Source organism: Kitasatospora sp. NBC_01250, assembly GCF_036226465.1.
Lineage (GTDB): Bacteria > Actinomycetota > Actinomycetes > Streptomycetales > Streptomycetaceae > Kitasatospora.
Genome location: NZ_CP108476.1, coordinates 7243854 through 7267355, shown reverse-complemented (window position 1 = coordinate 7267355; position 23502 = coordinate 7243854). Strand labels below are relative to the sequence as shown.

Below are 23502 nucleotides of genomic sequence, written 5' to 3'. Positions count from 1 at the left end.
ACCGTGCCGGATCTGCCCGACTTCCCGACACCGCGGACCTGCGAACCGACCATATAGTTGGACGTCCTAGTAAGTCTAGAAGGCAAATCAGGACGTCCACCGGGGTGGGGTTGGTGTCGACAGGGGTCCGTCACGGGATATCTTGATATCAAGACGTTGTAGCCGTGAAGCGGAGCACTGATGACTGACTCGACCATCATCTATACGCACACTGACGAGGCCCCGGCCCTGGCAACGTATTCGTTCCTGCCGGTGATCCAGGCCTACGCCTCGACAGCGGGCGTCAAGGTGGAGACGCGCGACATCTCGCTGGCCGGGCGCATCATCGCCAGCTTCCCGGAGTACCTGGAGGAGGGCCAGCGGATCGCCGACGCGCTCGCCGAGCTCGGTGAGCTGGCCAAGACCCCCGAGGCCAACATCATCAAGCTGCCGAACGTCTCGGCCTCGATCCCGCAGCTCAAGGCGGCCGTCGCCGAGCTGCAGAGCCAGGGCTACGCCCTGCCGGACTACCCGGACGACCCGAAGACCGACAAGGAGCGGGAGGAGCGCGCCCGGTACGACAAGATCAAGGGCAGCGCCGTCAACCCCGTCCTGCGCGAGGGCAACTCCGACCGCCGGGCGCCCGCCTCGGTCAAGAACTACGCCAAGACCCACCCGCACCGGATGGGCGCCTGGAGCTCGGACTCCAAGACCAACGTCGCCACCATGGGCGTCGACGACTTCCGCCACACCGAGAAGTCCGCGGTCATCGCCGAGGCCGGCACCCTGCGGATCGAGCTGGCGACCGCCGACGGCACCACCACCGTGCTGCGCGAGTCGGTCCCGGTGCAGGCCGGTGAGGTCGTCGACGCCTCCGTGATGCACGTCGCCGCGCTGCGCGAGTTCCTGACCGCCCAGGTGGCCCGGGCCAAGGCCGAGGGCGTGCTGTTCTCGGTGCACCTGAAGGCCACCATGATGAAGGTCTCCGACCCGATCATCTTCGGCCACGTGGTGCGCGCCTTCTTCCCCAAGACCTTCGCGCAGTTCGGCGAGGTGCTGGCCGGTGCCGGCCTGAACCCGAACAACGGCCTGGGCGGCATCCTCGGCGGCCTGGACGCGCTGCCGCAGGGCGCCGAGATCAAGGCCTCCTTCGAGGCCGAGCTCGCCGAGGGCCCGGCGCTGGCCATGGTCGACTCCGACCGCGGCATCACCAACCTGCACGTGCCGAGCGACGTCATCGTCGACGCCTCGATGCCGGCCATGATCCGCACCTCCGGCCACATGTGGGGCCCGGACGGCAAGGAGGCCGACACCCTGGCCGTGCTGCCGGACAGCAGCTACGCGGGCGTCTACCAGGTCGTCATCGACAACTGCCGCGAGCACGGCGCCTTCGACCCGACCACCATGGGCTCGGTGCCGAACGTCGGCCTGATGGCGCAGGCGGCCGAGGAGTACGGCAGCCACGACAAGACCTTCGAGATCCCGGCCGACGGCACCGTGCGCCTGGTCGACGCGGCCGGCAACGCGGTCATCGAGCAGCCGGTCAGCGCCGGCGACGTGTTCCGCGCCTGCCAGACCAAGGACGTGCCGATCCGCGACTGGGTCAAGCTGGCCGTCAACCGCGCCCGCGCCACCGGCAACCCGGCCGTCTTCTGGCTGGACGAGACCCGTGCGCACGACGCCAACCTGATCGCCAAGGTCAAGGCGTACCTGCCGGAGCACGACACCGAGGGCCTGCAGATCGAGATCCTCGCCCCCGAGCAGGCCACCGCCTTCTCGCTGGAGCGGATCCGCCGCGGCGAGGACACCATCTCGGTCACCGGCAACGTGCTGCGCGACTACCTGACCGACCTGTTCCCGATCCTGGAGCTGGGCACCAGCGCCAAGATGCTCTCGATCGTCCCGCTGATCAACGGCGGCGGCCTGTTCGAGACGGGCGCCGGCGGCTCCGCCCCGAAGCACGTCCAGCAGCTGGTCAAGGAGAACTACCTGCGCTGGGACAGCCTGGGCGAGTTCTTCGCGCTGGCGGCCAGCTTCGAGCACCTGGCGCAGACCACCGGCAACGCCGACGCCCAGGTGCTGGCCGACACCCTGGACCGGGCCACCGGCACCTTCCTCAACGAGGACAAGTCGCCCAGCCGTCGCCTCGGTGGCATCGACAACCGCGGCAGCCACTTCTACCTGGCGCTCTACTGGGCCCAGGAGCTGGCCAACCAGACCGGCGACGCCAAGCTCGCCGCGGCGTTCGGCCCGCTGGCCCGGACGCTGGCCGAGCAGGAGCAGACCATCGTCGACGAGCTGATCGCCGTGCAGGGCTCGCCGGTCGAGCTGGGCGGCTACTACCAGCCCGACCCGGCCAAGGCCGCGGCGGCCATGCGCCCCTCGAAGACCCTCAACGAGGCTCTCGCCACCCTCGGCTGATCCGGTCACCCTCCTCCTCGGCCCCCGGGTCCGCTGCTGCGGACCCGGGGGCCTTGCCGTGCCGTGCCGCGTCAGGAGGCGGCCCACAGCTCGGCGCGGCGGGCGGCGAGCTGGGCCCGGATGCGGGCCACCGCCTCGGCGACCGGCAGCGGTTCGAGCCGCCGGCCGTCGCGCAACCGCAGCGCCACCGCCTCCCCGGCCGCCTCCCGGGGGCCGATCACCGCCTGGTACGGCACCAGCCGCGCGGTGCGGATCCGCGCCCCCAGGCCGCCCTCCTCGGGCAGCACCAGCTCCGCCCGCAGCCCCTCGGCCACGCACCGCTCGACGAGCGCGGCGGCGGCCGGCACCTCGGCGTCGCCCACCGGCAGCGCGACCAGCTGCACCGGCGCCAGCCAGCCGGGGAAGGCGCCCGCGTGCCGCTCGATCAGCTGGGCCACCACCCGCTCCACGCTGCCGATCACCGCGCGGTGCACCATCACCGGGCGGTGGCGGGCGCCGTCCGGGCCGACGTAGCGCAGGTCGAACCGCTCGGGCTGGTGGAAGTCGACCTGGATGGTGGACAGGGTGGCCTCGCGCCCGGCGCCGTCGGCGACCTGCACATCGATCTTGGGGCCGTAGAAGGCCGCCTCGCCCGCCACGCTCTCGTAGTCGATCCCGGCCGCCGCGAGCACGCCGCCCAGCAGTTCCCCGGCCCGGCGCCACATCGCCGGATCGTCAACGTACTTGCCGCCCTCGCCGGGCAGCGAGAGCCGGTAGCGGGCGGCCTCGATGCCCAGCACCCGGTAGGCCTCGCGGATCAACTCCAGGGCGGCACGCACCTCCTGGGCCACCTGGTCCAGGGTGCAGAAGATGTGCGCGTCGTTGAGCTGGATCGAGCGGACCCTGGTCAGCCCACCCAGCACCCCGGAGCGCTCGGCGCGGTACATCCCGCCCAGCTCGGCCATCCGCAGCGGCAGTTCGCGGTAACTGCGGGCCCGGGAGCGGAAGATCACCGCGTGGTGCGGGCAGAGGCTGGGCCGCAGCACCAGCTGCTCGCCGCCCAGGTCCATCGGCGGGAACATGTCCTCGCGGTAGTGCGCCCAGTGCCCCGAGATCTCGTACAGCTCGCGTTTGCCCAGCACCGGCGAGCAGACGTGCCGGTAGCCGGCCCGGCGCTCCACCTCGCGGACGTACTCCTCCACCGCGTGCCGCACCGCAGCGCCGGCCGGCAGCCAGTACGGCAGGCCGGCGCCGATCAGCGGGTCGGTGTCGAAGAGGTCGAGCGCGCGGCCCAGCCTGCGGTGGTCGGGGGCGGGTTGGGCGGATTGGTCGGGCATGGGTACTCCTCGGATGGTGCGGAGCGAGTACCCACATGGCGAAGCCCCGGGGCACTCGCCCCGGGGCCTGGTCGACGTGAAGCAGCTGTCAGCGCACCGGGACGGTCTCCGGCGTCGTCGTCGCGACTGCGTGCTTCGGGAAGTTCATGTCTGCCAGCGTAACAGCGGCCCCCTCGGCCGGACATCGGATAAACGCCCCGGGAAACGCCACGGCCCCGGCCTCTTGTGGTGGCCGGGGCTGTGGCGAACGGCGGCCGGCCTAGCGGGCCGGGCGCCAGAGAGCGGGGAGCTGGTCCGGTCGGACCGAACGCTCGCCTCTTGGGGGGACGAGCCAGGCGAACAGCTTCTTGAGCATCGTAACCTCCTTTCATCGCGAACATGTCACGACTATGGCTACACCATGCGCATGAACGAATCCACTGGGTGAGGCCACTGGGGGCGGGTTCCGGCCAAAGAATGGCCGGGAGGGCGCACTTGCCCCTTGACACGCCCGCGGCGCCCGGCAGTCCGCGCCGGACGGTGCCCGGTCACCCCTGCCCCGCCCTGCGGGTGACCCAGCCCGGCAGCGCCAGGCCCAGCGCACGGCAGTAGTCGAGCACCCGCCAGGCCGTCGCCCGCGCCGCGCGGACGGTGGCGTCCGGCAGGTGGAGAGCCGCGGAGATCTCCCGCTCGGTCCACCCGTGGTTGAGCAGCAGCAGCACGACGCCGGGGCGGTCGCGCTCGGTCGGCGGCAGGCCCGCCGCGAGGAGCCCCTCCACCAGGCGCACCGCGCCCTCGCCCAGGGCCAGCAGCGCACTGCTCTGGCGGCGCAGCACCAGGCGCTCCATCGGCGTCAGCCCGCCCCAGATGCCGTCGCTCTCCCCGTCCGCCACCGCCTGCCGCAGGCAGGCCTGGCGCACCGGGCAGCACCGGCAGACGCCCTTGGCCGCCGCCACCCGGGCGCCGTTGTCCATGACCTGCCCGGCCTCGGCGCCGCGCCCGCAGGCGAAGAACAGCTCCGGGTCGACAAAGCGACATGCCGGCCCGGTGGTGGCGACCGTGGCCCCACCCGCCCGGCCGCCGGCCGAAGACCGTGACATTCCCGCCTCCTCGGCCCGTCCGTGGGCCGCACCGGCGGTACGGCCCCATCAGCTGTCACGGACCATCCGACCTGCGGGTTCACCAGGACCCGGGCATGAGCTCGGCCGAACGGCCGCAGCCGCGCACGGCGGCGGCGATGCGCAGCTGCTGAGCGGGCGTCAACCGCGGCGCGCCGCACCCGCCCGCGCCCCGCCCGGCGCGAGACCGGTACGACGAATCCCCCGGGTGCACCCGCAGGCCCGCCAGGTGGACCAGCGAGTGCAACATCACACCCGGTGACCCTGCTGCGGCTTCGGGCGCGGGCACTAACCTGCCCACATGACGGTCCCGCCCGAAGGGCTCCCCCTGGCCGCCGAGTTCCCGGATGCAAGCCGTGAGCAGTGGCGGCGCCTGGTCGAAGGCGTCCTGAGCAAGTCAGGTACGCAAGCCGCCCCCGGTTCGCCGGCCGAGGACGCGCTGGCCAGCACGCTTCAGGACGGGCTGCGCGCCCGTCCGCTGTACACCGCCGAGGACGCCCCGGCCCCGGCCGCGGCCGGCTACCCCGGCTTCCCGCCGTTCGTGCGCGGCGGTCGCCCGCAGGGTCCGGCGGTGGCGGGCTGGGAGGTCCGCCAGTACCACGCCGACCCGGACCCGGCGCGCGCCGCCGAGGCCGTGCTGGCCGACCTGGAGCACGGCGGCGGCTCGGTCTGGCTCGCGCTCGGCCCGGCCGGCCTGCCGGTCCCGGCGCTGCCGACGGCTCTGCGGGACGTCTACCTGGACCTCGCGGCCGTGGTGCTGGACGCCGGGGAGCAGACCAAGGCGGCGGCCGAGCGGTTCTTCGAGCTCCTGACCGAGCGCGCGGTGCCGAACGCGGCGGCCTCCGGCAACCTCGGCGCCGACCCGCTGGGCCTGCTCGCCCGCACCGGCAGCGCTGGCGACGGGGCCGACGCCGGCACCGACGCCACCACCGCCCGCCTCGCCGAGGCCGCCGAGCTGGCCGCACGCTGCCACCGCGACTACCCGGGCCTGCGCGCCCTGACCGTCGACGCCCTGGCCTACCACGACGCCGGCGCCTCCCCCGCCCAGGAGCTGGGCGCCGCGCTCGCCACCGGCGTCGCCTACCTGCGCGAGCTGACCGCCGCCGGGCTGTCCGTGGACGCGGCCGCCGGCCAGCTGGAGTTCCGCTTCGCCGCGACCGAGGACCAGTTCCTCACCATCGCCAAGTTCCGCGCCGCGCGCCGCCTGTGGGCCCGGGTCGCCGAGGTCAGCGGCGTCTCGCCGGAGGCCGCGGCCCAGCGCCAGCACGCCGTCACCTCGTCCGTGATGATGACCGCGCGCGACCCGTGGGTGAACATGCTGCGCACCACCGTGGCCACGCTGGCCGCCGGGGTCGGCGGCGCCGACGCGGTGACCGTGCTGCCGTTCGACAGCGCGCTCGGGCTGCCCGACACCTTCGCCCGCCGGATCGCCTGCAACACCCAGGCGATCCTGCTGGAGGAGTCGCACCTGGGCCGGGTGATCGACCCGGCCGGCGGCTCCTGGTACGTGGAGCAGCTGACCGAGGAGCTGGCGCAGGCCGCCTGGAGCTGGTTCCAGGAGATCGAGCGGGCCGGCGGCCTGCGGGCCGCGCTGGACTCCGGGCTGGTCGGCGGGACGATCGCCGCCACTTGGGCCGAGCGCTCGGCCAGGATCGCCAAGCGGCGCGAGCCGGTCACCGGCGTCAGCGAGTTCCCCAACCTCGGCGAGCAGCCGCTGGTCCGCGAGCCGGCTCCGGCCCCGCCCGGCGGCGGCCTGCCCCGGGTGCGCCGGGCCCAGGCCTTCGAGGCGCTGCGGGACCGCTCGGACGCGCACCTGGCGGCCACCGGCAGCCGGCCCAAGCTCTTCCTGGCCGCGCTCGGCCCGGCGGCCGTGCACACCGCGCGGGCCACCTTCGCCGCCAACCTGTTCCAGGCCGGCGGCATCGAGACGGTGCTCGCCGCGGGCACCGAGCCGGCCGCGCTGGCCGCGGAGTTCACCGCGAGCGGTGCGACCACGGCCTGCCTGTGCTCCAGCGACACGCTCTACGCTGAACTGGGCGAGGCGGTGGCCGGCGCGCTGAAGGCGGCCGGTGCCGGCACCGTACTGCTGGCCGGACGGCCCGGCGAGCAGCGCGAGGCCTACCAACGAGCCGGGGTGGACGGGTTCGTCTCCGCGGGCGGCGACGCGGTCGCGGTCCTGACCTCGCTCCTCGACCAGATCGGAGTGGCGCGATGATCCCCGACTTCACCACCATCGGGCTCGACGGGGAGCAGGCCGCCGCGGCCACCGCCGAGCAGTGGCAGGACGCCTGGCGCGAGGCCACCGGCAAGGACGTGGGCGAGCAGCTCTGGGAGACCCCGGAGGGCATCGGCGTCAAGCCGCTCTACACCGCCGAGGACCTGGCGGGCCTGGACTTCCTGGGCACCTACCCGGGCATCGCGCCCTTCCTGCGCGGCCCGTACCCGACGATGTACGTCAACCAGCCCTGGACGGTGCGCCAGTACGCGGGCTTCTCCACCGCGGAGGAGTCGAACGCCTTCTACCGCCGCAACCTGGCGGCCGGGCAGAAGGGCCTGTCGGTCGCCTTCGACCTGCCCACCCACCGCGGCTACGACAGCGACCACCCGCGGGTGACCGGCGACGTCGGCATGGCGGGCGTGGCGATCGACTCGATCTACGACATGCGCCAGCTCTTCGACGGCATCCCGCTCGACAGGATGTCGGTGTCGATGACCATGAACGGCGCCGTGCTGCCGGTGCTGGCGCTCTACATCGTGGCGGCCGAGGAGCAGGGGGTGCCGCCCGAGAAGCTGGCGGGGACCATCCAGAACGACATCCTCAAGGAGTTCATGGTCCGCAACACCTACATCTACCCGCCGCAGCCCTCGATGCGGATCATCTCCGACATCTTCGCGTACACCTCGCAGAAGATGCCGCGCTACAACTCGATCTCCATCTCCGGCTACCACATCCAGGAGGCCGGTGCGACGGCCGACCTGGAGCTCGCCTACACGCTGGCCGACGGCGTGGAGTACCTGCGGGCCGGGCTGGGCGCCGGGCTGGACGTGGACGCCTTCGCGCCGCGGCTGTCGTTCTTCTGGGCGATCGGGATGAACTTCTTCATGGAGGTCGCCAAGCTGCGCGCGGCCCGGCTGCTCTGGGCCAAGCTGGTCAAGCAGTTCGCCCCGTCGAGCCCCAAGTCGCTGTCGCTGCGCACCCATTCGCAGACCTCGGGCTGGTCGTTGACCGCCCAGGACGTGTTCAACAACGTCACCCGCACCTGTGTGGAGGCGATGGCCGCCACCCAGGGCCACACCCAGTCGCTGCACACCAACGCACTGGACGAGGCGCTCGCGCTGCCCACCGACTTCTCGGCCCGGATCGCGCGCAACACCCAGCTGATGCTCCAGCAGGAGTCGGGCACCTGCCGGGTGATCGACCCGTGGGGCGGCAGCGCCTACGTCGAGAAGCTCACCCACGACCTGGCCCGGCGCGCCTGGCAGCACATCCAGGAGGTCGAGGCGGCCGGCGGCATGGCCAAGGCGATCGACGCCGGCATCCCCAAGCTGCGCGTCGAGGAGGCCGCCGCCCGCACCCAGGCGCGGATCGACTCGGGCCGCCAGCCGGTGATCGGTGTCAACAAGTACCGGGTGGCCAACGACGAGCAGATCGACGTGCTCAAGGTCGACAACTCCTCGGTGCGCACCCAGCAGATCGAGAAGCTGCGCCGGCTGCGCGCCGAGCGCGACGAGGCCGCCTGCCAGGACGCGCTGCACGCGCTGACCCGCGCCGCCGAGGCGGGGTCGAGCAGCTCGCTGGAGGGCAACCTGCTGGCGCTGGCCGTGAACGCGGCCCGGGCCAAGGCCACCGTCGGCGAGATCTCGGACGCCCTGGAGAAGGTGTACGGGCGGCACTCCGGCCAGATCCGTACCATCTCGGGTGTGTACCGTGACGAAGCCGGAGCCTCCTCCACCGCCGTGCAGCGCACCCGTGACCTGGTCGAGAAGTTCGAGGCCGCCGAGGGACGCCGCCCGCGCATCCTGGTCGCCAAGATGGGCCAGGACGGCCACGACCGCGGCCAGAAGGTGATCGCCACCGCCTTCGCCGACCTCGGCTTCACGGTGGACGTCGGCCCGCTCTTCCAGACCCCGGCCGAGGTGGCCCGCCAGGCGGTGGAGGCCGACGTGCACATCGTCGGCGTCTCCTCGCTGGCGGCCGGGCACCTGACCCTGGTCCCGGCGCTGCGCGCCGAACTGGCCGCGGCCGGCCGGGAGGACATCACCATCGTGGTCGGCGGCGTGATCCCGCCGCAGGACTTCGAGGCGCTGTACGCGGCCGGTGCCGCGGCGGTCTTCGGGCCCGGCACGGTGATCCCGGACGCCGCGTACGAGCTGCTGGTCTCGCTCGGCGCCGAACTCGGCCACGAGCTGTGAGCCGCTGACCGATGGCTCGCACGATCGACCTCGACCAGTACCGGCAGGGTGTGCTCGACGGCTCGCGCGCCTGGATCGCGCGGGCCATCACCCTGGTCGAATCCACCCGGCCCGACCACCGCGAGCTCGCCCAGCGCCTGCTGGTCGACCTGCTGCCGCACTCCGGCAGGGCGGTGCGGGTCGGCATCACCGGCGTGCCCGGTGTCGGCAAGTCGACCTTCATCGAGGGTCTCGGCACCCGGCTGACCGGGCGCGGCCACAAGGTGGCGGTGCTCGCCGTCGACCCGACCTCCAGCAGGACCGGCGGCTCGATCCTGGGCGACAAGACCCGGATGGAGAAGCTCTCCGCCGACCCGAACGCCTTCGTCCGCCCCTCCCCCACCTCCGGCACGCTCGGCGGGGTGGCCCGCGCCACCCGCGAGTCGATGGTGGTGATGGAGGCGGCCGGCTACGACGTGGTGCTGGTCGAGACGGTCGGCGTCGGCCAGTCCGAGACCACGGTGGCGGGCATGGTCGACTCCTTCCTGCTGCTCACCCTGGCCCGCACCGGCGACCAGCTCCAGGGCATAAAGAAGGGCGTGCTGGAGCTGGCCGACCTGATCGCGGTCAACAAGGCCGACGGCCCGCACGACCGCGACGCCAGGGCCGCCGCCCGCGAACTGGCCGGCGCCCTGCGCCTGCTCCAGGCCCCGGACGCCGTCTGGACGCCCCCGGTGCTCACCTGCAGCGGCCTGGACGGCACCGGCCTGGACGAACTCTGGGAGCGCCTCACCCAGCACCGCGAGCTGCTGGAGGCCACCGGCGCGCTCACCGCCAAGCGGCGCGACCAGCAGGTCGCCTGGACCTGGGCCATGGTGCACGACCAGCTCTACGCCCAGCTCCACGAACACCCCGGGGTCCGCCGCCTGACCCCCGCGCTGGAACGCCAGGTCCGCGAAGGCACCCTCACCGCGACCCTGGCGGCCCAGCAACTCCTCGCCGCCTTCCAGCACCCCGGGGAGTAGGCAGGGAGCCACGGGCGTGGGGCGCCTGCGTCACGGCCGCCCCCGCCCCAGGCCCGCCGCCGTCACCGCGCCCGCCAGCACCGTGAAGGCCACGGCGAGCATCCAGTCGCCCGTGCGCTGGTACGGGGTGGTGCCCGAGACCAGCGGGACCTGGGTCACGAAGGCGCCGCGGTAGCCATCGCCGTGCCAGGCCAGCAGGTGGCCGTGCGCGTCGAAGACCGCGCTGTCGCCGGTCAGGCCGACCTGGACCGCGGGGCGGCCGGTCTCCACGGCGCGCACCGCGGCCAGTGAGGCGTGCTGGGGCTGGGCCCAACTGCCCTGGAAGGTGGACGTGCTGGTCTGGTACACCAGCAGCCGGGCGCCGTGCGCGACCTCGGTCCTGGCCATGTCGGGGAAGGTCGACTCGTAGCAGATCAGCGGTCCGAAGCCGACCGGCCCGGCCCGCATGACCACCGTCCGGTCGCCGCGCAGCACGTTGGTCGGCGCCGCCTTGCTGATGCCGGTCAGCCAGCCCAGCGCCGACCGGAACGGGATGTACTCGCCGAACGGGACCAGCCGGATCTTCGCGTACGTGCCCAGCACGCCGCCGGGGTCGATCAGCAGCGACTGCTTGTAGAAGCCCGAGCCGTCGGCCGCCGGCGCGTCGCCGTTGACCAGCAGGTCGCCGCCCACGGTACGGGCGAGCGCGGCGAGCGAAGCGTTCGAGGACACGCCGCTGTTCACGTTGTCCGCCAGCGAGCTCTCCCCCCACACCACCAGGGCCGGGTGCTGCGCGGCGAGCCGGCCGGTCGCCGCGACCTCGAAGGCCTGCTGCTCGGCGGGGGTGGCCACCCCGGGCTGCACCACGGCCACCGGCACGCTGCCGGTCACCGGCAGCCCCGGGCGCACCGCCGACCAGAGCGGCCCGGCCGCCAGGCACCCGGCGGCCGTGATCAACGCCGCGACCCGCAGCCGCAGCCGACGCTGGATCAGCACCACCGCCAGCGCCGTGTTCACCACGGCCACCAGGAACCCGGTGAGCCAGACCCCGCCCAGCGCCGCGGTGGAGAGCATCTCGGGCTGGTTCCACTGGGTGGCCCCCAGCAGCGCCCACGGCCCGCCCAGGCTCTGCCAGGACCGCGCGCCCTCCGCGCAGAGCCAGGCGCTGGGGACCACCACCAGCGCCGCCACCGTGCGCCGGCCGGTCAGCGGAGCGGCCAGCAGCCGGTGCACGGCCCAGCCCCAGGGCAGCCAGAGGGCACCGAGCAGCACGCCCGCCAGCGCGAGCGCGGGGCCGATGTCGGGCACCAGCCAGTACTGGGTGGCCATCTCGAAGCCCGCCAGGCCCCACCAGGCCCGCAGCACGCCCTCGCGCCGGGTCGGCGCGGCACGGACCACCAGGGTCAGCGGCACCAGCGCGAACCAGGCCAGCCACCACCAGGCGGGCGCGGGAAAGGCGAGCGCGGGCAGCATGCCGACGGCGAGGGCGCCGAGCCGTCCCCGGTAGCGGCCCGGCAGCTTCGCCCGCCGCTGCCGTCCGCCGGTCAGCCGGTGCGCCAGCCGCTCACGGGGCCGCCAGCCCTGTTCGACCGCCCCGAACACCACCCACCCGGCGGTGAAGCCGGCCGCCACCCACCACAGCAGCGCCCGCTGGTGCCCGGACTGCCACCAGGGCACCATCACCAGGCCGGCGAGCACGAACGAGACGTTGTAGAGCATGTCGTAGATCGCGAAGACCCGGCCGCGCGCCGCATCGGGCGTCGCACCGCCGACCAGCGCGTCGGTGCAGACCTTGAGCACCTGGAAGGCGAAGGCCGCCACCCCCACGCACGGCACCAGCACCCAGATCGAGGGCAGCAGCCCGCCGACGTAGGCCGCCGCGGCGGCCGGCAGGAAGGCCGCCGGCAGCAGCGCGCGGGCCCCGTAGCGGGCGGCCAGCGGCGGCGCCGCCGCGCTCGCCGCGAAGGTGGCGACCCCGGTGACGGCCAGCGCGATCCCGTACCCGGAGGCCTTCAGCCCGTACTGCGAGTCGGCGACCAGCACCAGCAGCACGAAGCCGGCCCCGAGCAGCAGCCGGTGGGTGGCCACCGCCAGCAGGGGCCGCCGGATCGCGGTGCTGCCGCCGGCCACCTTCACGCCGTCCCAGAGGTCCACCGCCACCCGGCGCAGCCGCACCAGCACGCGCTCAGCCCCGGCGCCGGCGCCCCGCCCGCCCAGGTAGGGCAGCGGCGCGAAGACCAGGGCGGCCGCCACGTACAGCAGGCCCGCCGCCATGAACCCGGCCGCCGCCGACCACCCCACGAACTGCGAACCGCCGACCGCGCCGAGGAACGCCGAGGCCGATCCGGCCAGCGCGGAGAGCGCGTTGGCCGGCACCAGCCGCTCCCGGGGCACGGTGCGCGGCAGCGCGGCCCCCTTGGCGGTGAGCACGAGGCGGGAGGAGGAGAGCAGCAGCAGGGTCGCCACGTACGCCGCCGGGGTCCACCGCTGCGCCACGATCACCGCGCCGGCCAGCACCAGCACCGCGCGCAGCACCGAGACCACGACCAGCGTGCGGCGCCGGTCGAACCGGTCCAGCAGCACCCCGGCGAACGGCCCCAGCAGGCTGAACGGCAGCAGCGTCACCGCCAGCACGAGGGCGATCCGGCCGGGCGTGGCGCCGCGGCCCACGTCGAAGAGGACGAACTGGGCGAAGGCGATCTGGGCCAGCCCGTCGCCCGCCTGGCCCAGGCACTGTCCGCCGATCAACCCGCGCAGCGGGCCGCTGAGGTCCTGCCGGACGGACCCGCCGCCCGGCCCGGTGGCCGCGCGCGGCACCGGCTCGTCGGGGGTCGGGCCCCGTCTGAGCCCCGTTCGTTCGCGCATCGGTGCAGATCACCCGCTGCCGTGCTGGTCAGTGGCCCGCGTCGGCGGGCCAGTGGTCCGCCGCGCCGATCTCGCCGTCGGCCCGGGCCCGCAGCTGCCGGGCCAGCGCGTGCAGCGCGCGGGAGGCGGCGAGCTCCTCGCCGATCCGGTAGTCGGGCCTATCACTCGTCTGGCGTAGTGCCGCACCCTGGCCGTGCAGGGCGGGGGCGCGCTCACCGGCCAGCCGGGCCGAGCAGGCCGTCCTGGTGCCGTCCTCCTCGAAGCTCAGCTCGATGTCCCACTGGTTGTCCAGCCGGTAGTTGCGCATCTGGCACCTCCCTGGCCGGGCACCACCCGACGGCGGTGCCCACCACCAGCGTGCTCCGGCCCGCGCCCGACCGGCAACGGCAACGGCTCAGCCCTGCGACGGCCGCTCCACCGCCCCCGGCCGGCCCTCCTCGCGGACCTCCACCACCTGCGAGGCCTGGGACGCCTGGGATGCCTGCGACGGCTGCGCTGCCTGGGGCTCCGGCGACCCCTTGGGCGTCGCGCGCTTCAGCACGTCCAGGATCGCCAGCCCCTGCCCCACGATCCCGGCGGCGACCTGGCTGACGCCCTCGCTGCCGTTGAGGATGGTCAGGTTCGAGCCCGCGATGCCCTGGGCCGCCGCCTCCACCAGCGCCGGCAGGTTCTCCACCACCCGGTTGGCCGCGATCAGCTCCTGCGCGCCGTCGCGCAGCGAGTCGGCCCGCACGGAGTTGGCGGCGGCCTGCGCCTCGGCGGTGGTCCGCTCCGCGTACGCGGCGCCGTCCGCCTGCACCCGCGCCGCCTGGGCCTCGGCGGTGGCCAGCGTGGTGCGCCGGTAGGCCTCGCCCTCGGCCTCGAACTTCGCCCGGTCGCGCTGCGCCTCGGCCAGCGCGCGCAGCCGGTAGGCCTCCGCGTCGGCCGGGCGGCGCACCTCGGCCTCCAGGCGCTGGGCGGCCAGCTCCGCCTGGCGCTGCGCCAGTGCGGTCTGCTCGGCGATGACCTCCTGCGAGGCCTTCGCCTGGGCCAGCGGTCCGGCCTGCGCGGCGCGGGCGTTGGCCTGCTCGGTCTCGGCCACGAAGCCGGCCCGCTTGATCGCGGTGTCCCGCTCGTACTGCGCCTTGAGGGCCATCGCCTCCTGCTCGCGCTCGGCGGCCTCCTGGTCGGCCCTGGCCTGCGCGATCCGGGCCTGACTGGCGACGGCGGCGGCGTGCGGGGCGGCCAGGTTGGTCACGTAGCCGGTGGCGTCCTCGATCTCCTGGATCTGCAGGGCGTCGACCACGATGCCGAGCTTCTCCATCTCGTTGTGGCTGCCGGCCTTGACCTCCTGGGCCACCCGGTCGCGCTCGCGGATGATCTGTTCCACCGTCAGGCCGCCGATGATGGACCGCAGATGGCCCGCGAAGATCCGCCCGACCAGCTCCTCCATCCGCGCCTGCTCGGCCAGGAACCGGCGGGCCGCGTTCGCGATCGAGACCGAGTCGTCGCCGACCTTGAAGACGGTGACGGCCCGGACGGTGAGCCGGATGCCCTGCTGGGTCACGCAGTCCTCGGCGATCTCCGCCTCGCGCAGCGCCAGCGAGAGGATCCTGGCCTTCTGCTTGATCGGCATCACGAAGCTGCCGTGCCCGGTGACGATCCGGAACTGGGTGTCCTGGGCCTGGCGCTTGGAACCGGAGATCAACAGCGCCTCGTTGGGCGCCGGCACGTGCCAGAACAACATCGCGAACTCCTCACGAACGTCCTATGTACGAGGGAACAGCACCACCAGTACCGACCTCGCCGATATCCGCTCCACGACCATGACCTGCGTGTTCCGCGCGATCGGCACATCGGCCCAGGCCGCGAACGCCTCGCTGCCCCCGCGCACCGGCAGCAGCACCTCGCCCGGCCCGTCCGCCGGGATCGAGACGGTGACCCAGCCGACCGCTCCGACCGGGCTCTGCTCGGCGTCGTCAGGCACCGCCATCAGGTCCACCCGCTCTCCGGCGCCGGTCCGCGGGCCCCGGCCATGGGGACCCCTGCTCTCCAATCTAACGAGCCCGCCACCGGAAAGAGCCGCCCGCGCCACGACGCGCGCGGGCACGGCCCTGACCCACCCGGTGGACGCCCCCGCCGCCCGGCCGCGCGGCTGCCCCGGCGGCCGGGCACCCCGTGCCAGGCTGACCGCCAGCACCCCACCACCTCAGCCGGAGGCCGCCGATGACCACCGTGAAGCCCGTGCCGGACGACTACCCGCGCGTTGTGCCCTACCTGAGCGTCGACGGCGCCGCGGCGGCGATCGAGTTCTACGTCTCGGTGCTCGGCGCCCAGAAGCGCGGCGGCGTGCTGACCGGCCCCGACGGACGGGTCGGCCACGCCGAACTCGCGCTCGGCGACTCGGTGATCATGCTCTCCGACGAGTACCCGGAGGTCGGCTCGCGCGGGCCGAAGAGGATCGGCGGCTCGCCGGTCACGCTCCACGTGTACGTCGAGGACGTGGACGCCGTCTTCGCCAAGGCGCTGGAGGCCGGCGCCGTCGAGCTGCGGCCGGTCACCGACCAGTTCTACGGCGACCGCGCCGGCACCTTCGAGGACCCCTTCGGCCACCGCTGGAACGTGGCCACCCACATCGAGGACGTCCCGCCGCAGGAGATGGCCCAGCGGGCCGCCGCCGCGATGGGCGACAGCTGACCGCGGTGTCCGACGACTCGGCGGCGAGGCCGCCGCACGCGGCCCGGCCGCACATGCCGGGCTACGGCATCCTGGGCGCGGACCAGGGCAGCGGCCTGCTGCCCTGGTCCTGGGCCGAGCGGCGGCTGACCGACTCGCACGACTACTGGGTCTGCACGGTGCGCCCGGACGGCCGCCCGCACAGCATGCCGGTGTGGGGCGTCTGGCTGCGGGGCGCGCTCTGGTTCAGCAGCAGCCGGCGCTCGCGCAAGTACCGCAACCTGGCCGACCGCCCCGACTGCGTGCTCACCACCGACAACCCCCACCAGCCGGTGGTGCTCGACGGGGTCGCGGAGGTGATGGCAGCGCCGGTCGACGTCGCCGCGTTCCTGGCCGCGCTCAACGCGAAGTACCGGACCAGCTACGGCCCGGAGTTCCTGGACCCGGCGGTGAACGCGACCATCCGGGTCCGGCCGGGCTCGGTCTTCGGCCTGACCGACGCCGACTTCACCGGCTCGCCGACCCGCTGGACCTTCGACTGAGCCCGGGCGCTGCTCCCCCCTGAGCGGCTGCCCCGGCCGCCCTTCGCGGAACTACCCTCGCCCGCCTTCGCAGTGTCACCCCCGCCCGCCCTTCGCAGCGCTACCCCCGCCCGCCCTTCGCAGCGCTACCCCCGCCCGCCCTTCCCTGTGACCGCCGTTCGCGCGATCTGCGACAGCTTCGCCACCTCGAACGCGCTGTACACGCCGCCCGCCAGCAACGAGAACTTCAGCCCCGCGCGCCCGCCCGGGCGCTTGAAGCCCGCCGGCAGGTAGCGCTGGTAGTGCTCGGCGGCCCGGTGGAAGAACCGCGGCCGGGCCGCCCGGGTGACACAGCCCGCCAGGTCGAAGACGAAGAGGTAGTGCCGGATCATCCGGCCGAACAGGTGGGGCCGCAGCACCTCGTGCTCCGGGCGCCGGTCGAGCAGTTCGAAGCTGCGCTCGTACTGGTCGAAGAGGTCGAAGGTGCTGCTGCCGGGCGACCCGGTGGGGTGCACGGTGTGGCGGCGCCGGATCTGCACCAGGTCCCGGTCCAGCACCGCGACCCGCTCGGCCGCCAGCAGCGCCTGGTAGGCCACCGGCACCTCCTCGTACTCGCCCTCGGGGAAGGCCAGCTCCTCGTCCTCCCAGAGCCGGCGGCTGATCAGCCGGTCCCAGACCTGGGCGGGCGCGCCGAGCAGTTCGGGGTGGTCGGCCACCCGGAAGCAGCCTGCCCCGGCCGCTTCCTGGACCGAGCCCAGCAGGGCGGCGGCGCCGCCCGGCCAGACCTGCCCGGCGTGCAGCCGGGTGTGGCCGAAGAGCAGCACCTGCGGATCCGCCGCGCTCACCTTTTCGGCCAGGGCCAGCAGTGCCCCGGGATCGAGCACGTGGTCGCTGTCCAGGAAGAGCAGATAACGCCCGGTGGCGCGCGCCGCCCCCGCATTGCGGCTGCGGCCCACGCCCACCGTGGCGTTCAGCCGCAGCACCGACACCCGCCCGTCCTGCGCCGCGTGCGGGACCCGGCTCGGGCAGTCGGGCGAGGGGTCCGTCACCACGATGACCTCGAAGCCGCCGAAGGACTGCTCGAGGATCGAGTCCAGGCAGTCGGCGAGCTGTCCTTGCAGGTCATAGGCGGGCAGGACGATGGAGATGAGGGGTGCGGGCATGCGCCAGAAGGTAAGCCGATGTCAGGAACGCAGCAAGGCCCATGAGGTGACTAATCCGGCATATCGCACGTTCCGCCAGTCATGCTCACAACACCCTCACCAGCCACGCAGATCCCGTCCACGTCAGCCGCCCGCCCCGCCCCACCCGCCGCAATATTTCTCGGCCCCCGAAGCCCGCGACCGCATTTGTCCGCCGATTCCGCGCCACTCGGGAATTTCTTTTGCGCTTTTCCCTCCAAGGCCCGCCCGCAGTAGGGTTTTCGGATCCGCGGACATTTTCCGGATCCGAAATTCACCAGCCCGCGCCACGAATTGTGCGAAGGACACCGAGTGACCACCTCCCCCGCCCTCGACGGCGCCCGGCTGGCCCGCACCGCCGCCGAGCACGGCACCCCGGCCTGGGTCTACGACGCCGGGCACATCCGCGCCCAGATCGCCCGGCTGCGCAGCTTCGACGTGATCCGGTTCGCCCAGAAGGCCTGCTCCAACACGCACGTCCTGCGGCTGATGCGGGCCGAGGGCGTCCTGGTGGACGCCGTCTCCCAGGGCGAGTTGGAGCGGGCACTGGCCGCGGGGTACGAGGTCGCGGGCCCGGACGAGCCGGTCGTCCTGACCGCCGACCTGCTGGACCGGCCCACGCTGCGCCGGGTGGTCGAACTGGGCGTCCCGGTCAACGCCGGCTCGCCGCAGATGCTCGACCAGCTGGGTGCGGCCAGCCCGGGCCACCAGGTCTGGATCCGGATCAACCCGGGCTTCGGGCACGGCCACAGCCGCAAGACCAACACCGGCGGCGAGCACAGCAAGCACGGCATCTGGCACGAACACCTCGCCGAGAGCCTGGAGTTGGTCGACCGTCACGGCCTCGACCTGGTCGGCCTGCACATGCACATCGGCTCGGGCGTGGACTACGGCCACCTGGAGGCGGTCTGCGAGACGATGGTCAAGCAGGTCCGGCTCTGCGGGCGGGACGTGCGGGCGATCTCGGCCGGCGGCGGCCTCTCGGTGCCCTACGCGCCCGGGCAGCCGGAGGTCGACACCGAGCGGTACTTCCGGATCTGGGACGCGGCCCGCCAGGAGCTGGTGCGCGAACTGGGCCACCCCGTACGGCTGGAGATCGAGCCGGGCCGCTTCCTGGTGGCCGGCGCCGGGGTGCTGCTCAGCGAGGTGCGGGCGCAGAAGCCGGTCGGCAGCAACCACTTCGTGCTGGTCGACGCCGGCTTCAACGACCTGATGCGGCCCGCCATGTACGGCAGCAGCCACCGCATCTCGGTGCTGGCGCCGGACGGCACGCCGCGGATCGCGCCGGCCCGCGAGACGGTGCTGGCCGGGCCGCTCTGCGAGTCCGGCGACGTGTTCACCCAGACCGCGGGCGGTGAGGTCGAGTCGGTGCTGCTGCCGCGCGCCGAGATCGGCGACCTGGTGGTCTTCCACGACACCGGGGCGTACGGCGCGAGCATGTCCTCCACCTACAACTCGCGCCCGCTGATCCCGGAGGTGCTGGTCGACGGGGCCGAGACCCGGCTGATCCGCCGCCGCCAGAGCGTCGCCGAACTGCTCGCACTGGAGACCGGACTGCCCGGCTGACCGGGCCACCGGCAGGGCCGCCGACCGGACCACTGGCGGATCGCCCCCTGGATCGACAGGCAGACTGCTAAGCTTTCCTCATCAGTCTGCCTGTCGATCCAGGGAGTACCGCTGTGCCGGATGACGCGCAGGACCAGCAGCAGCACCAGCAGGGCCAGCAGGGCCAGCAGGGCGCACCGCAGCAGCTGCAGGAGACCGCCGAGGAGCTGGCCCTCTCCCTGGGCCTGCTGGTGCGCCGGCTGCGCGCGGAGGCCTCGACGAGCGGCCTCACGCTCTCCCAGGAGGCCGCTCTCAAGCGGCTGGAGCGCGAGGGACCCCGGACGGCGGCCGAGCTGGCCCGGGCCGAGCAGGTCCGGCCGCAGTCCATGCTGGCCACCGTCGGCGCCCTGCTCGCCGAGGGGCTGATCGAGCGCACCCCGCACCCCGAGGACGGCCGGCAGCTGCTGATCTCGCTCACCGAGCCGGCCCGGACGCTGCTGCGCGAGCGCCGGGCCGCCGGCCGCGGCCGGCTGGTGGAGCTGATCGCCACCCGGCTCGACCCGGCCGAGCAGCAGACCCTGCACGAGGCCGCCGGCCTGCTGCGCCGCCTGGCGACCGACTGAGCGCCACGCCCTCCATCAGGCAGCCCTCCCCCCAGAACACAGGCAGCCCTCCCCCCCCCAGAACAAAGGAACCCGCTCCCATGTCCGAGATCGCCTTCTCGCCCGAACTGACCATCGACCCCAGCACCGCGCTGGTGCTGATCGACCTCCAGCAGGGCATCCTCGGCGCACCCACCGTCACCCCGGGCCCGGAGATCCTGGCCCGCGGCGTCCGGCTGGCCGACGCCTTCCGCGCCAAGGGCCTGCCCGTGGTCCTGGTCCGGGTCACCTTCTCCGCCGACGGCGGCGACCTGCCGCCGCAGCGCACCCTGCAGGCCACCCCGCGCGGCGGCTCCTGGCCCGCGAACTTCGCCGAGTTCCCGGCCGAGCTGACCACCGGCGAGCACGACATCGTCATCACCAAGCGCCAGTGGGGCGCCTTCACCGGCACCGAGCTGGACCTCCAGCTGCGCCGGCGCGGGGTGACCCAGATCGTGCTGGCCGGCATCGCCACCAGCATCGGCGTGGAGTCCACCGCGCGGGCGGCCTGGGAGCACGGCTACCACCTGACCTTCGTCGAGGACGCCACCACCGACATGAGCGCCGAGTCGCACCTGCACAGCTTCACCCGGATCTTCCCGCGGCTCGGCGAGATCGGCAGCACCGACACGGTGCTCACCGCGCTCGGCTCCTGACCGCGAACGCCTTCACCGGCAAGCTTTCTGACACTGCGTCATGTCCGCGCGGATACACCGTTCAGATAACAGACCGTCAGGTTTGATTTCATTCGGCGCGGATGAGAAGTTGGGCACGGCTTCCCAACTGACCACGCAGTAGCGGAAAGGACCGCCGCCCATGAAGGCAGTACGGATCCACCAGCCCGGCGACCACCACTCCCTCGTCCTGGAGGACGCCCCAACCCCCGTACCCGCCACCGGTGATGTGCTGGTGCGGGTGCACGCGGCCAGCTTCGTCCCGGACGAGCTGCACTGGCCGGGCAGCTGGGTGGACCGTGCAGGGCGCGACCGCACCCCCACCGTGCCGGCCCACGAGGTGGCCGGGGTCGTCGCCGAAGTCCGTTACGGCAGCACCGGCTTCTCCGTCGGCGAGCGCGTCTACGGGCTCGGCGACTGGCACCGCGACGGGGCGGCGGCGGAGTTCATCGCGATCGAGGCCCGCAGCCTGGCTGCGCTGCCCGATGCGGTCGACTTCAGCACGGCCGCCGCCCTGCCGCTGGCCGGACTGACGGCCTGGCAGGGCCTGTTCACCCACGGCGGGCTGGCGGCCGGGCAGCGGGTCCTGGTGCACGGCGCGGCCGGCGGCACCGGGAGCCTGGCCGTCCAGCTCGCCCACCGGGCGGGCGCCCAGGTGATCGCCTCCGGCCGCGGCAAGGCGGCGGCGCTGGCCAAGGAGCTGGGCGCGGAGCAGTTCGTCGACCTGGAGCAGGACCCGCTGGCCGCCACGGCGGGCCAGGTGGACCTGGTCTTCGACACCATCGGCGGCGAGCTGCTGGCCGCCTCCGCCCAGCTGGTGCGGCCCGGCGGCGTACTGGTCTCCGTCACCGCCCCGCCGCCGGTCGCGCCCGAGGCCGGCCGCAGCGCCTTCTTCATCGTCGAGCCCGACCGCGGCCAACTCGCCGAGCTGGCCCGTCAGACCGCCGCCGGGCTGCTCAAGCCCCAGGTCGGCGCGGTCTTCCCGCTGGCGCAGGCGCGGGAGGCGTTCGCGGCCAAACTGCACGGCATCCCGGGCAAGGCCGTGCTCCGAGTTCTCTGAGTCACCACTGATGACCGCTCAGCAGCGGCCGCCTTCACCACACTCGGCCCGCATTAAACCGATGATCTCAAATTGATATAGTCTCCCGCCAAGCGCCCAGGGGGAGGACCTGGCACAGCCAGAGCTTGGTGGTCAACCGCATGACGTTCGACGGCAACGGCCCTACCGAGGGCGGAAATCCGGGCGAGGGGCAGTTCGGGCCGGACGGTGGTCCTGGTCCGACGGGCAACCCTTCCGGAGCTCCCCAGCCCGCCGGTGGCCGCGCCGCCGCCCGCAAGGCCGCGAAAGCGGGCCCGGGCCGCCGCACCGGAACCCAGAGCGCGGCCGGCCCGGACGCCGGCGCCCCCGGCACCCCGCCGGCGGGCGGCCGGGCCGCCGCGCGCCGCGGCGCGGCCGGCGGCAAGCTCACCAAGGCCGCCAAGCGCAAGCGGATCCTCAAGTACACGGCGATGGGCGTGGGCTTCGTGGTGGTGGCCAGTGTCGGCGGCGGCTACCTCTACGTCCAGGAGCTCAACTCCAACATCCGCAAGGGCGCGCTCAACAACGGCGGCTCGGCGCTCGCCCCCGAGTCCAAGCCGAACGCGGCCGGCCAGACCCCGCTCAACATCCTGATGATCGGCTCGGACGGCCGGACCAGCGCGGACGACTGCAAGCTCGGCGGCTCCTGCGACGGCAGCGCCCCGCACGCCGACACCGAGATGCTGGTCCACCTGTCGGCCGACCGCAGCAACGCCTCCATCATGAGCATCCCGCGCGACACCCAGGCGGACATCCCGGCCTGCACCAATCCGACCACCAAAGCGGTCACCAAGGCCAAGCACGACATCATCACCGACAGCCTCAACGTCGGGGACGCGGGCTGCGTGGTGGACACCTGGGAGAAGCTCACCAAGATCCACATCGACCACTACATGATGGTCGACTTCGCGGGCGTGGTGAACATGGCCGACGCCATCGGCGGCGTCGACGTCTGCACCAAAGAGAACGTGATGGACTACCAGCCCTCCACGGACAAGGAGGGCGTCTTCCACCAGGTCGGCTCCCACCTGGAGCTGCCGGCCGGCACCCACTCGATCAAGGGCGAGCAGGCGCTGGAGTGGCTGCGCACCCGGCACGCCTTCGGCGACGGCACCGACCTCGGACGCGCCCAGGCCCAGCACCTCTACATCAACTCGATGATCCGCGAGCTGAAGTCGGCCAAGACCCTCGCCAACCCGCTGAAGCTCAACGACCTCGCCCAGGCGGCCACCAAGGCGCTGACCGTCGACAACGGCCTCGGTTCGGTGAACGCGCTGGCCTCGCTGGCCCTGGATCTCAACAAGGTGCCCACCAACCGGATCACCACGGTGACGGCGCCGACCGTCTACCAGGACAACCCGGCCAACCCCGACGCCGCCTTCGTGGTGACCACGCCCGACTCGTTCAAGCTCTTCCAGATGATCGCGGCCGACGTCCCGCTCGACCGCAACGCCCCGCCGCCCACCGCGGCGCCGGCCGACCCCGCCACCAGCAGCGCGCCGGTGGCGGCGACCAGCGCGCCCGCCCCGTCGCCCTCCGCGCCGGCCGCGCCAGTGGAGAAGTCCGCCGTGCGGGTCACGGTGCAGAACGCCAGCGGCGCCTCCGGCCGCAGCACCGCGATCAGCGACGCGCTCACCGCGCAGGGCTACACGCACGCCACGCTGGACCCCAGGACCGCACCCAAGTCGCCCACCAAGCTGCTCTATCCGGCCGCCGAGCAGGCACAGGCCAAGGCCGTGGCAGCCTCCCTCGGCCTGCCCGACAGCGTGCTGAGCGAGTCCACCGCGTCGGCCCATCTGACCCTGCTGGTCGGCACCGACTGGACCAGCGGCACCAGTTGGCCGAGCGGCGCGCCCGGCGGCGGCAACGCGGCGAGCCCGGCCGCCGCGCCGCCCGCACCCACCGCGATGCCGACCGCCGCGGTGGCGCAGAACGCGCAGGACGACGCCAACCAGTGCATGGACGTCAACCCGTCGCCGTACCACTCGTTCAAGGACGGCCAGTCGCACTACATCTACAGCTGGACCGGTCCGAACGCGCCGAACGTGCCGCAGCCCTGAGGCCGCCGGGTCCGCCCCGCCCCGACGCGTTTGACGGTCGTCCGCGCGGCGGGGCAGACTTTCACTATATTCC

18 protein-coding genes are annotated in these 23502 nt (G+C 73.5%); 11 read left to right on the top strand and 7 right to left on the bottom strand.

Going from position 1 to position 23502, the window contains the following annotated elements:
* The first annotated feature begins 180 nt into the window (after positions 1 to 180).
* A complete protein-coding gene (locus tag OG500_RS30780) occupies positions 181 to 2400 on the top strand; it encodes an NADP-dependent isocitrate dehydrogenase (protein ID WP_329584785.1) in 2220 nt (739 codons plus the stop codon).
* A 71-nt stretch (positions 2401 to 2471) separates the two neighbouring features.
* Here OG500_RS30780 and thrS read toward each other — a convergent pair whose 3' ends face one another.
* Both thrS and OG500_RS30770 read right to left on the bottom strand, forming a co-directional pair.
* On the bottom strand, positions 2472 to 3716 hold the full coding sequence (thrS, locus tag OG500_RS30775) for a threonine--tRNA ligase (RefSeq protein WP_329584783.1): 1245 nt from the start codon (positions 3714 to 3716) through the stop codon (positions 2472 to 2474).
* 527 nt (positions 3717 to 4243) lie between these two features.
* The gene (locus tag OG500_RS30770) at positions 4244 to 4795 is read right to left on the bottom strand and encodes a WhiB family transcriptional regulator (protein WP_329584781.1); all 552 of its coding nucleotides are present in this window, start codon (positions 4793 to 4795) and stop codon (positions 4244 to 4246) included.
* A 319-nt stretch (positions 4796 to 5114) separates the two neighbouring features.
* On the opposite strand from OG500_RS30770, the gene OG500_RS30765 reads away from it, so the two are divergent.
* The 3 genes from OG500_RS30765 to meaB are packed head-to-tail and all read left to right on the top strand — an operon-like array spanning position 5115 to position 10230.
* The gene (locus OG500_RS30765; protein WP_329584779.1) at positions 5115 to 7028 is read left to right on the top strand and encodes a methylmalonyl-CoA mutase family protein; all 1914 of its coding nucleotides are present in this window, start codon (positions 5115 to 5117) and stop codon (positions 7026 to 7028) included.
* A complete protein-coding gene (gene scpA / locus OG500_RS30760; RefSeq protein ID WP_327070098.1) occupies positions 7025 to 9226 on the top strand; it encodes a methylmalonyl-CoA mutase in 2202 nt (733 codons plus the stop codon). Before OG500_RS30765 ends, scpA begins: the two co-directional genes overlap by 4 nt.
* 11 nt (positions 9227 to 9237) lie before the next feature.
* Positions 9238 to 10230 carry a methylmalonyl Co-A mutase-associated GTPase MeaB gene (gene meaB, locus OG500_RS30755; RefSeq protein WP_327070097.1) on the top strand — a complete coding sequence of 331 codons (993 nt, stop codon included), beginning with the start codon at positions 9238 to 9240 and terminating at the stop codon, positions 10228 to 10230.
* Positions 10231 to 10260: 30 nt separating this feature from the next.
* Here the strand turns inward: meaB and lnt are convergent, their stop codons facing one another.
* From lnt to OG500_RS30735, 4 genes are all read right to left on the bottom strand, one after another.
* A complete protein-coding gene (gene lnt, locus OG500_RS30750) occupies positions 10261 to 13074 on the bottom strand; it encodes an apolipoprotein N-acyltransferase (RefSeq protein WP_329584775.1) in 2814 nt (937 codons plus the stop codon).
* 28 nt (positions 13075 to 13102) lie between these two features.
* Positions 13103 to 13381, bottom strand: coding sequence for a dsRBD fold-containing protein (locus OG500_RS30745; RefSeq protein ID WP_327070095.1), 279 nt, complete (start codon positions 13379 to 13381; stop codon positions 13103 to 13105).
* A gap of 87 nt (positions 13382 to 13468) precedes the next feature.
* Positions 13469 to 14800, bottom strand: coding sequence for an SPFH domain-containing protein (locus OG500_RS30740; RefSeq protein WP_329584770.1), 1332 nt, complete (start codon positions 14798 to 14800; stop codon positions 13469 to 13471).
* A gap of 21 nt (positions 14801 to 14821) precedes the next feature.
* A complete protein-coding gene (locus OG500_RS30735) occupies positions 14822 to 15046 on the bottom strand; it encodes a hypothetical protein (RefSeq protein WP_327070093.1) in 225 nt (74 codons plus the stop codon).
* Positions 15047 to 15279: 233 nt separating this feature from the next.
* Between OG500_RS30735 and OG500_RS30730 the strand changes: the two genes are divergently transcribed.
* Complete coding sequence (locus OG500_RS30730; RefSeq protein ID WP_327070092.1) at positions 15280 to 15750, top strand: VOC family protein; 471 nt, start codon at positions 15280 to 15282, stop codon at positions 15748 to 15750.
* A gap of 5 nt (positions 15751 to 15755) precedes the next feature.
* Positions 15756 to 16271, top strand: coding sequence for a pyridoxamine 5'-phosphate oxidase family protein (locus OG500_RS30725; RefSeq protein WP_327070091.1), 516 nt, complete (start codon positions 15756 to 15758; stop codon positions 16269 to 16271).
* Positions 16272 to 16396: 125 nt separating this feature from the next.
* Here the strand turns inward: OG500_RS30725 and OG500_RS30720 are convergent, their stop codons facing one another.
* A complete protein-coding gene (locus OG500_RS30720; protein WP_327070090.1) occupies positions 16397 to 17413 on the bottom strand; it encodes a glycosyltransferase family 2 protein in 1017 nt (338 codons plus the stop codon).
* Positions 17414 to 17743: 330 nt separating this feature from the next.
* On the opposite strand from OG500_RS30720, the gene lysA reads away from it, so the two are divergent.
* The 5 genes from lysA to OG500_RS30695 all read left to right on the top strand — a co-directional run bounded on the left by lysA (position 17744) and on the right by OG500_RS30695 (position 23429).
* Positions 17744 to 18997 carry a diaminopimelate decarboxylase gene (gene lysA, locus OG500_RS30715; protein WP_329584765.1) on the top strand — a complete coding sequence of 418 codons (1254 nt, stop codon included), beginning with the start codon at positions 17744 to 17746 and terminating at the stop codon, positions 18995 to 18997.
* Between the two features lie 113 nt (positions 18998 to 19110).
* Positions 19111 to 19599 (top strand): MarR family winged helix-turn-helix transcriptional regulator, encoded by a 489-nt coding sequence (locus OG500_RS30710; protein WP_329584762.1) that lies wholly within the window; start codon positions 19111 to 19113, stop codon positions 19597 to 19599.
* Between the two features lie 80 nt (positions 19600 to 19679).
* Positions 19680 to 20273, top strand: coding sequence for a hydrolase (locus tag OG500_RS30705; RefSeq protein WP_329584759.1), 594 nt, complete (start codon positions 19680 to 19682; stop codon positions 20271 to 20273).
* Positions 20274 to 20433: 160 nt separating this feature from the next.
* Positions 20434 to 21351 (top strand): NADP-dependent oxidoreductase, encoded by a 918-nt coding sequence (locus OG500_RS30700; RefSeq protein ID WP_329584756.1) that lies wholly within the window; start codon positions 20434 to 20436, stop codon positions 21349 to 21351.
* 140 nt (positions 21352 to 21491) lie between these two features.
* Positions 21492 to 23429 (top strand): LCP family protein, encoded by a 1938-nt coding sequence (locus OG500_RS30695; RefSeq protein WP_329584753.1) that lies wholly within the window; start codon positions 21492 to 21494, stop codon positions 23427 to 23429.
* Positions 23430 to 23502 lie beyond the last annotated feature (73 nt).

Bases quoted from the DNA above. Each gene is read 5' to 3' on its own strand.
- OG500_RS30780 (WP_329584785.1), top strand. From the start codon at position 181: ATGACTGACTCGACCATCATCTATACGCACACTGACGAGGCCCCGGCC.
- thrS (WP_329584783.1), bottom strand. From the start codon at position 3,716: ATGCCCGACCAATCCGCCCAACCCGCCCCCGACCACCGCAGGCTGGGC.
- OG500_RS30770 (WP_329584781.1), bottom strand. From the start codon at position 4,795: ATGTCACGGTCTTCGGCCGGCGGCCGGGCGGGTGGGGCCACGGTCGCC.
- OG500_RS30765 (WP_329584779.1), top strand. From the start codon at position 5,115: ATGACGGTCCCGCCCGAAGGGCTCCCCCTGGCCGCCGAGTTCCCGGAT.
- scpA (WP_327070098.1), top strand. From the start codon at position 7,025: ATGATCCCCGACTTCACCACCATCGGGCTCGACGGGGAGCAGGCCGCC.
- meaB (WP_327070097.1), top strand. From the start codon at position 9,238: ATGGCTCGCACGATCGACCTCGACCAGTACCGGCAGGGTGTGCTCGAC.
- lnt (WP_329584775.1), bottom strand. From the start codon at position 13,074: ATGCGCGAACGAACGGGGCTCAGACGGGGCCCGACCCCCGACGAGCCG.
- OG500_RS30745 (WP_327070095.1), bottom strand. From the start codon at position 13,381: ATGCGCAACTACCGGCTGGACAACCAGTGGGACATCGAGCTGAGCTTC.
- OG500_RS30740 (WP_329584770.1), bottom strand. From the start codon at position 14,800: ATGTTGTTCTGGCACGTGCCGGCGCCCAACGAGGCGCTGTTGATCTCC.
- OG500_RS30735 (WP_327070093.1), bottom strand. From the start codon at position 15,046: ATGGCGGTGCCTGACGACGCCGAGCAGAGCCCGGTCGGAGCGGTCGGC.
- OG500_RS30730 (WP_327070092.1), top strand. From the start codon at position 15,280: ATGACCACCGTGAAGCCCGTGCCGGACGACTACCCGCGCGTTGTGCCC.
- OG500_RS30720 (WP_327070090.1), bottom strand. From the start codon at position 17,413: ATGCCCGCACCCCTCATCTCCATCGTCCTGCCCGCCTATGACCTGCAA.
- OG500_RS30705 (WP_329584759.1), top strand. From the start codon at position 19,680: ATGTCCGAGATCGCCTTCTCGCCCGAACTGACCATCGACCCCAGCACC.
- OG500_RS30700 (WP_329584756.1), top strand. From the start codon at position 20,434: ATGAAGGCAGTACGGATCCACCAGCCCGGCGACCACCACTCCCTCGTC.
- OG500_RS30695 (WP_329584753.1), top strand. From the start codon at position 21,492: ATGACGTTCGACGGCAACGGCCCTACCGAGGGCGGAAATCCGGGCGAG.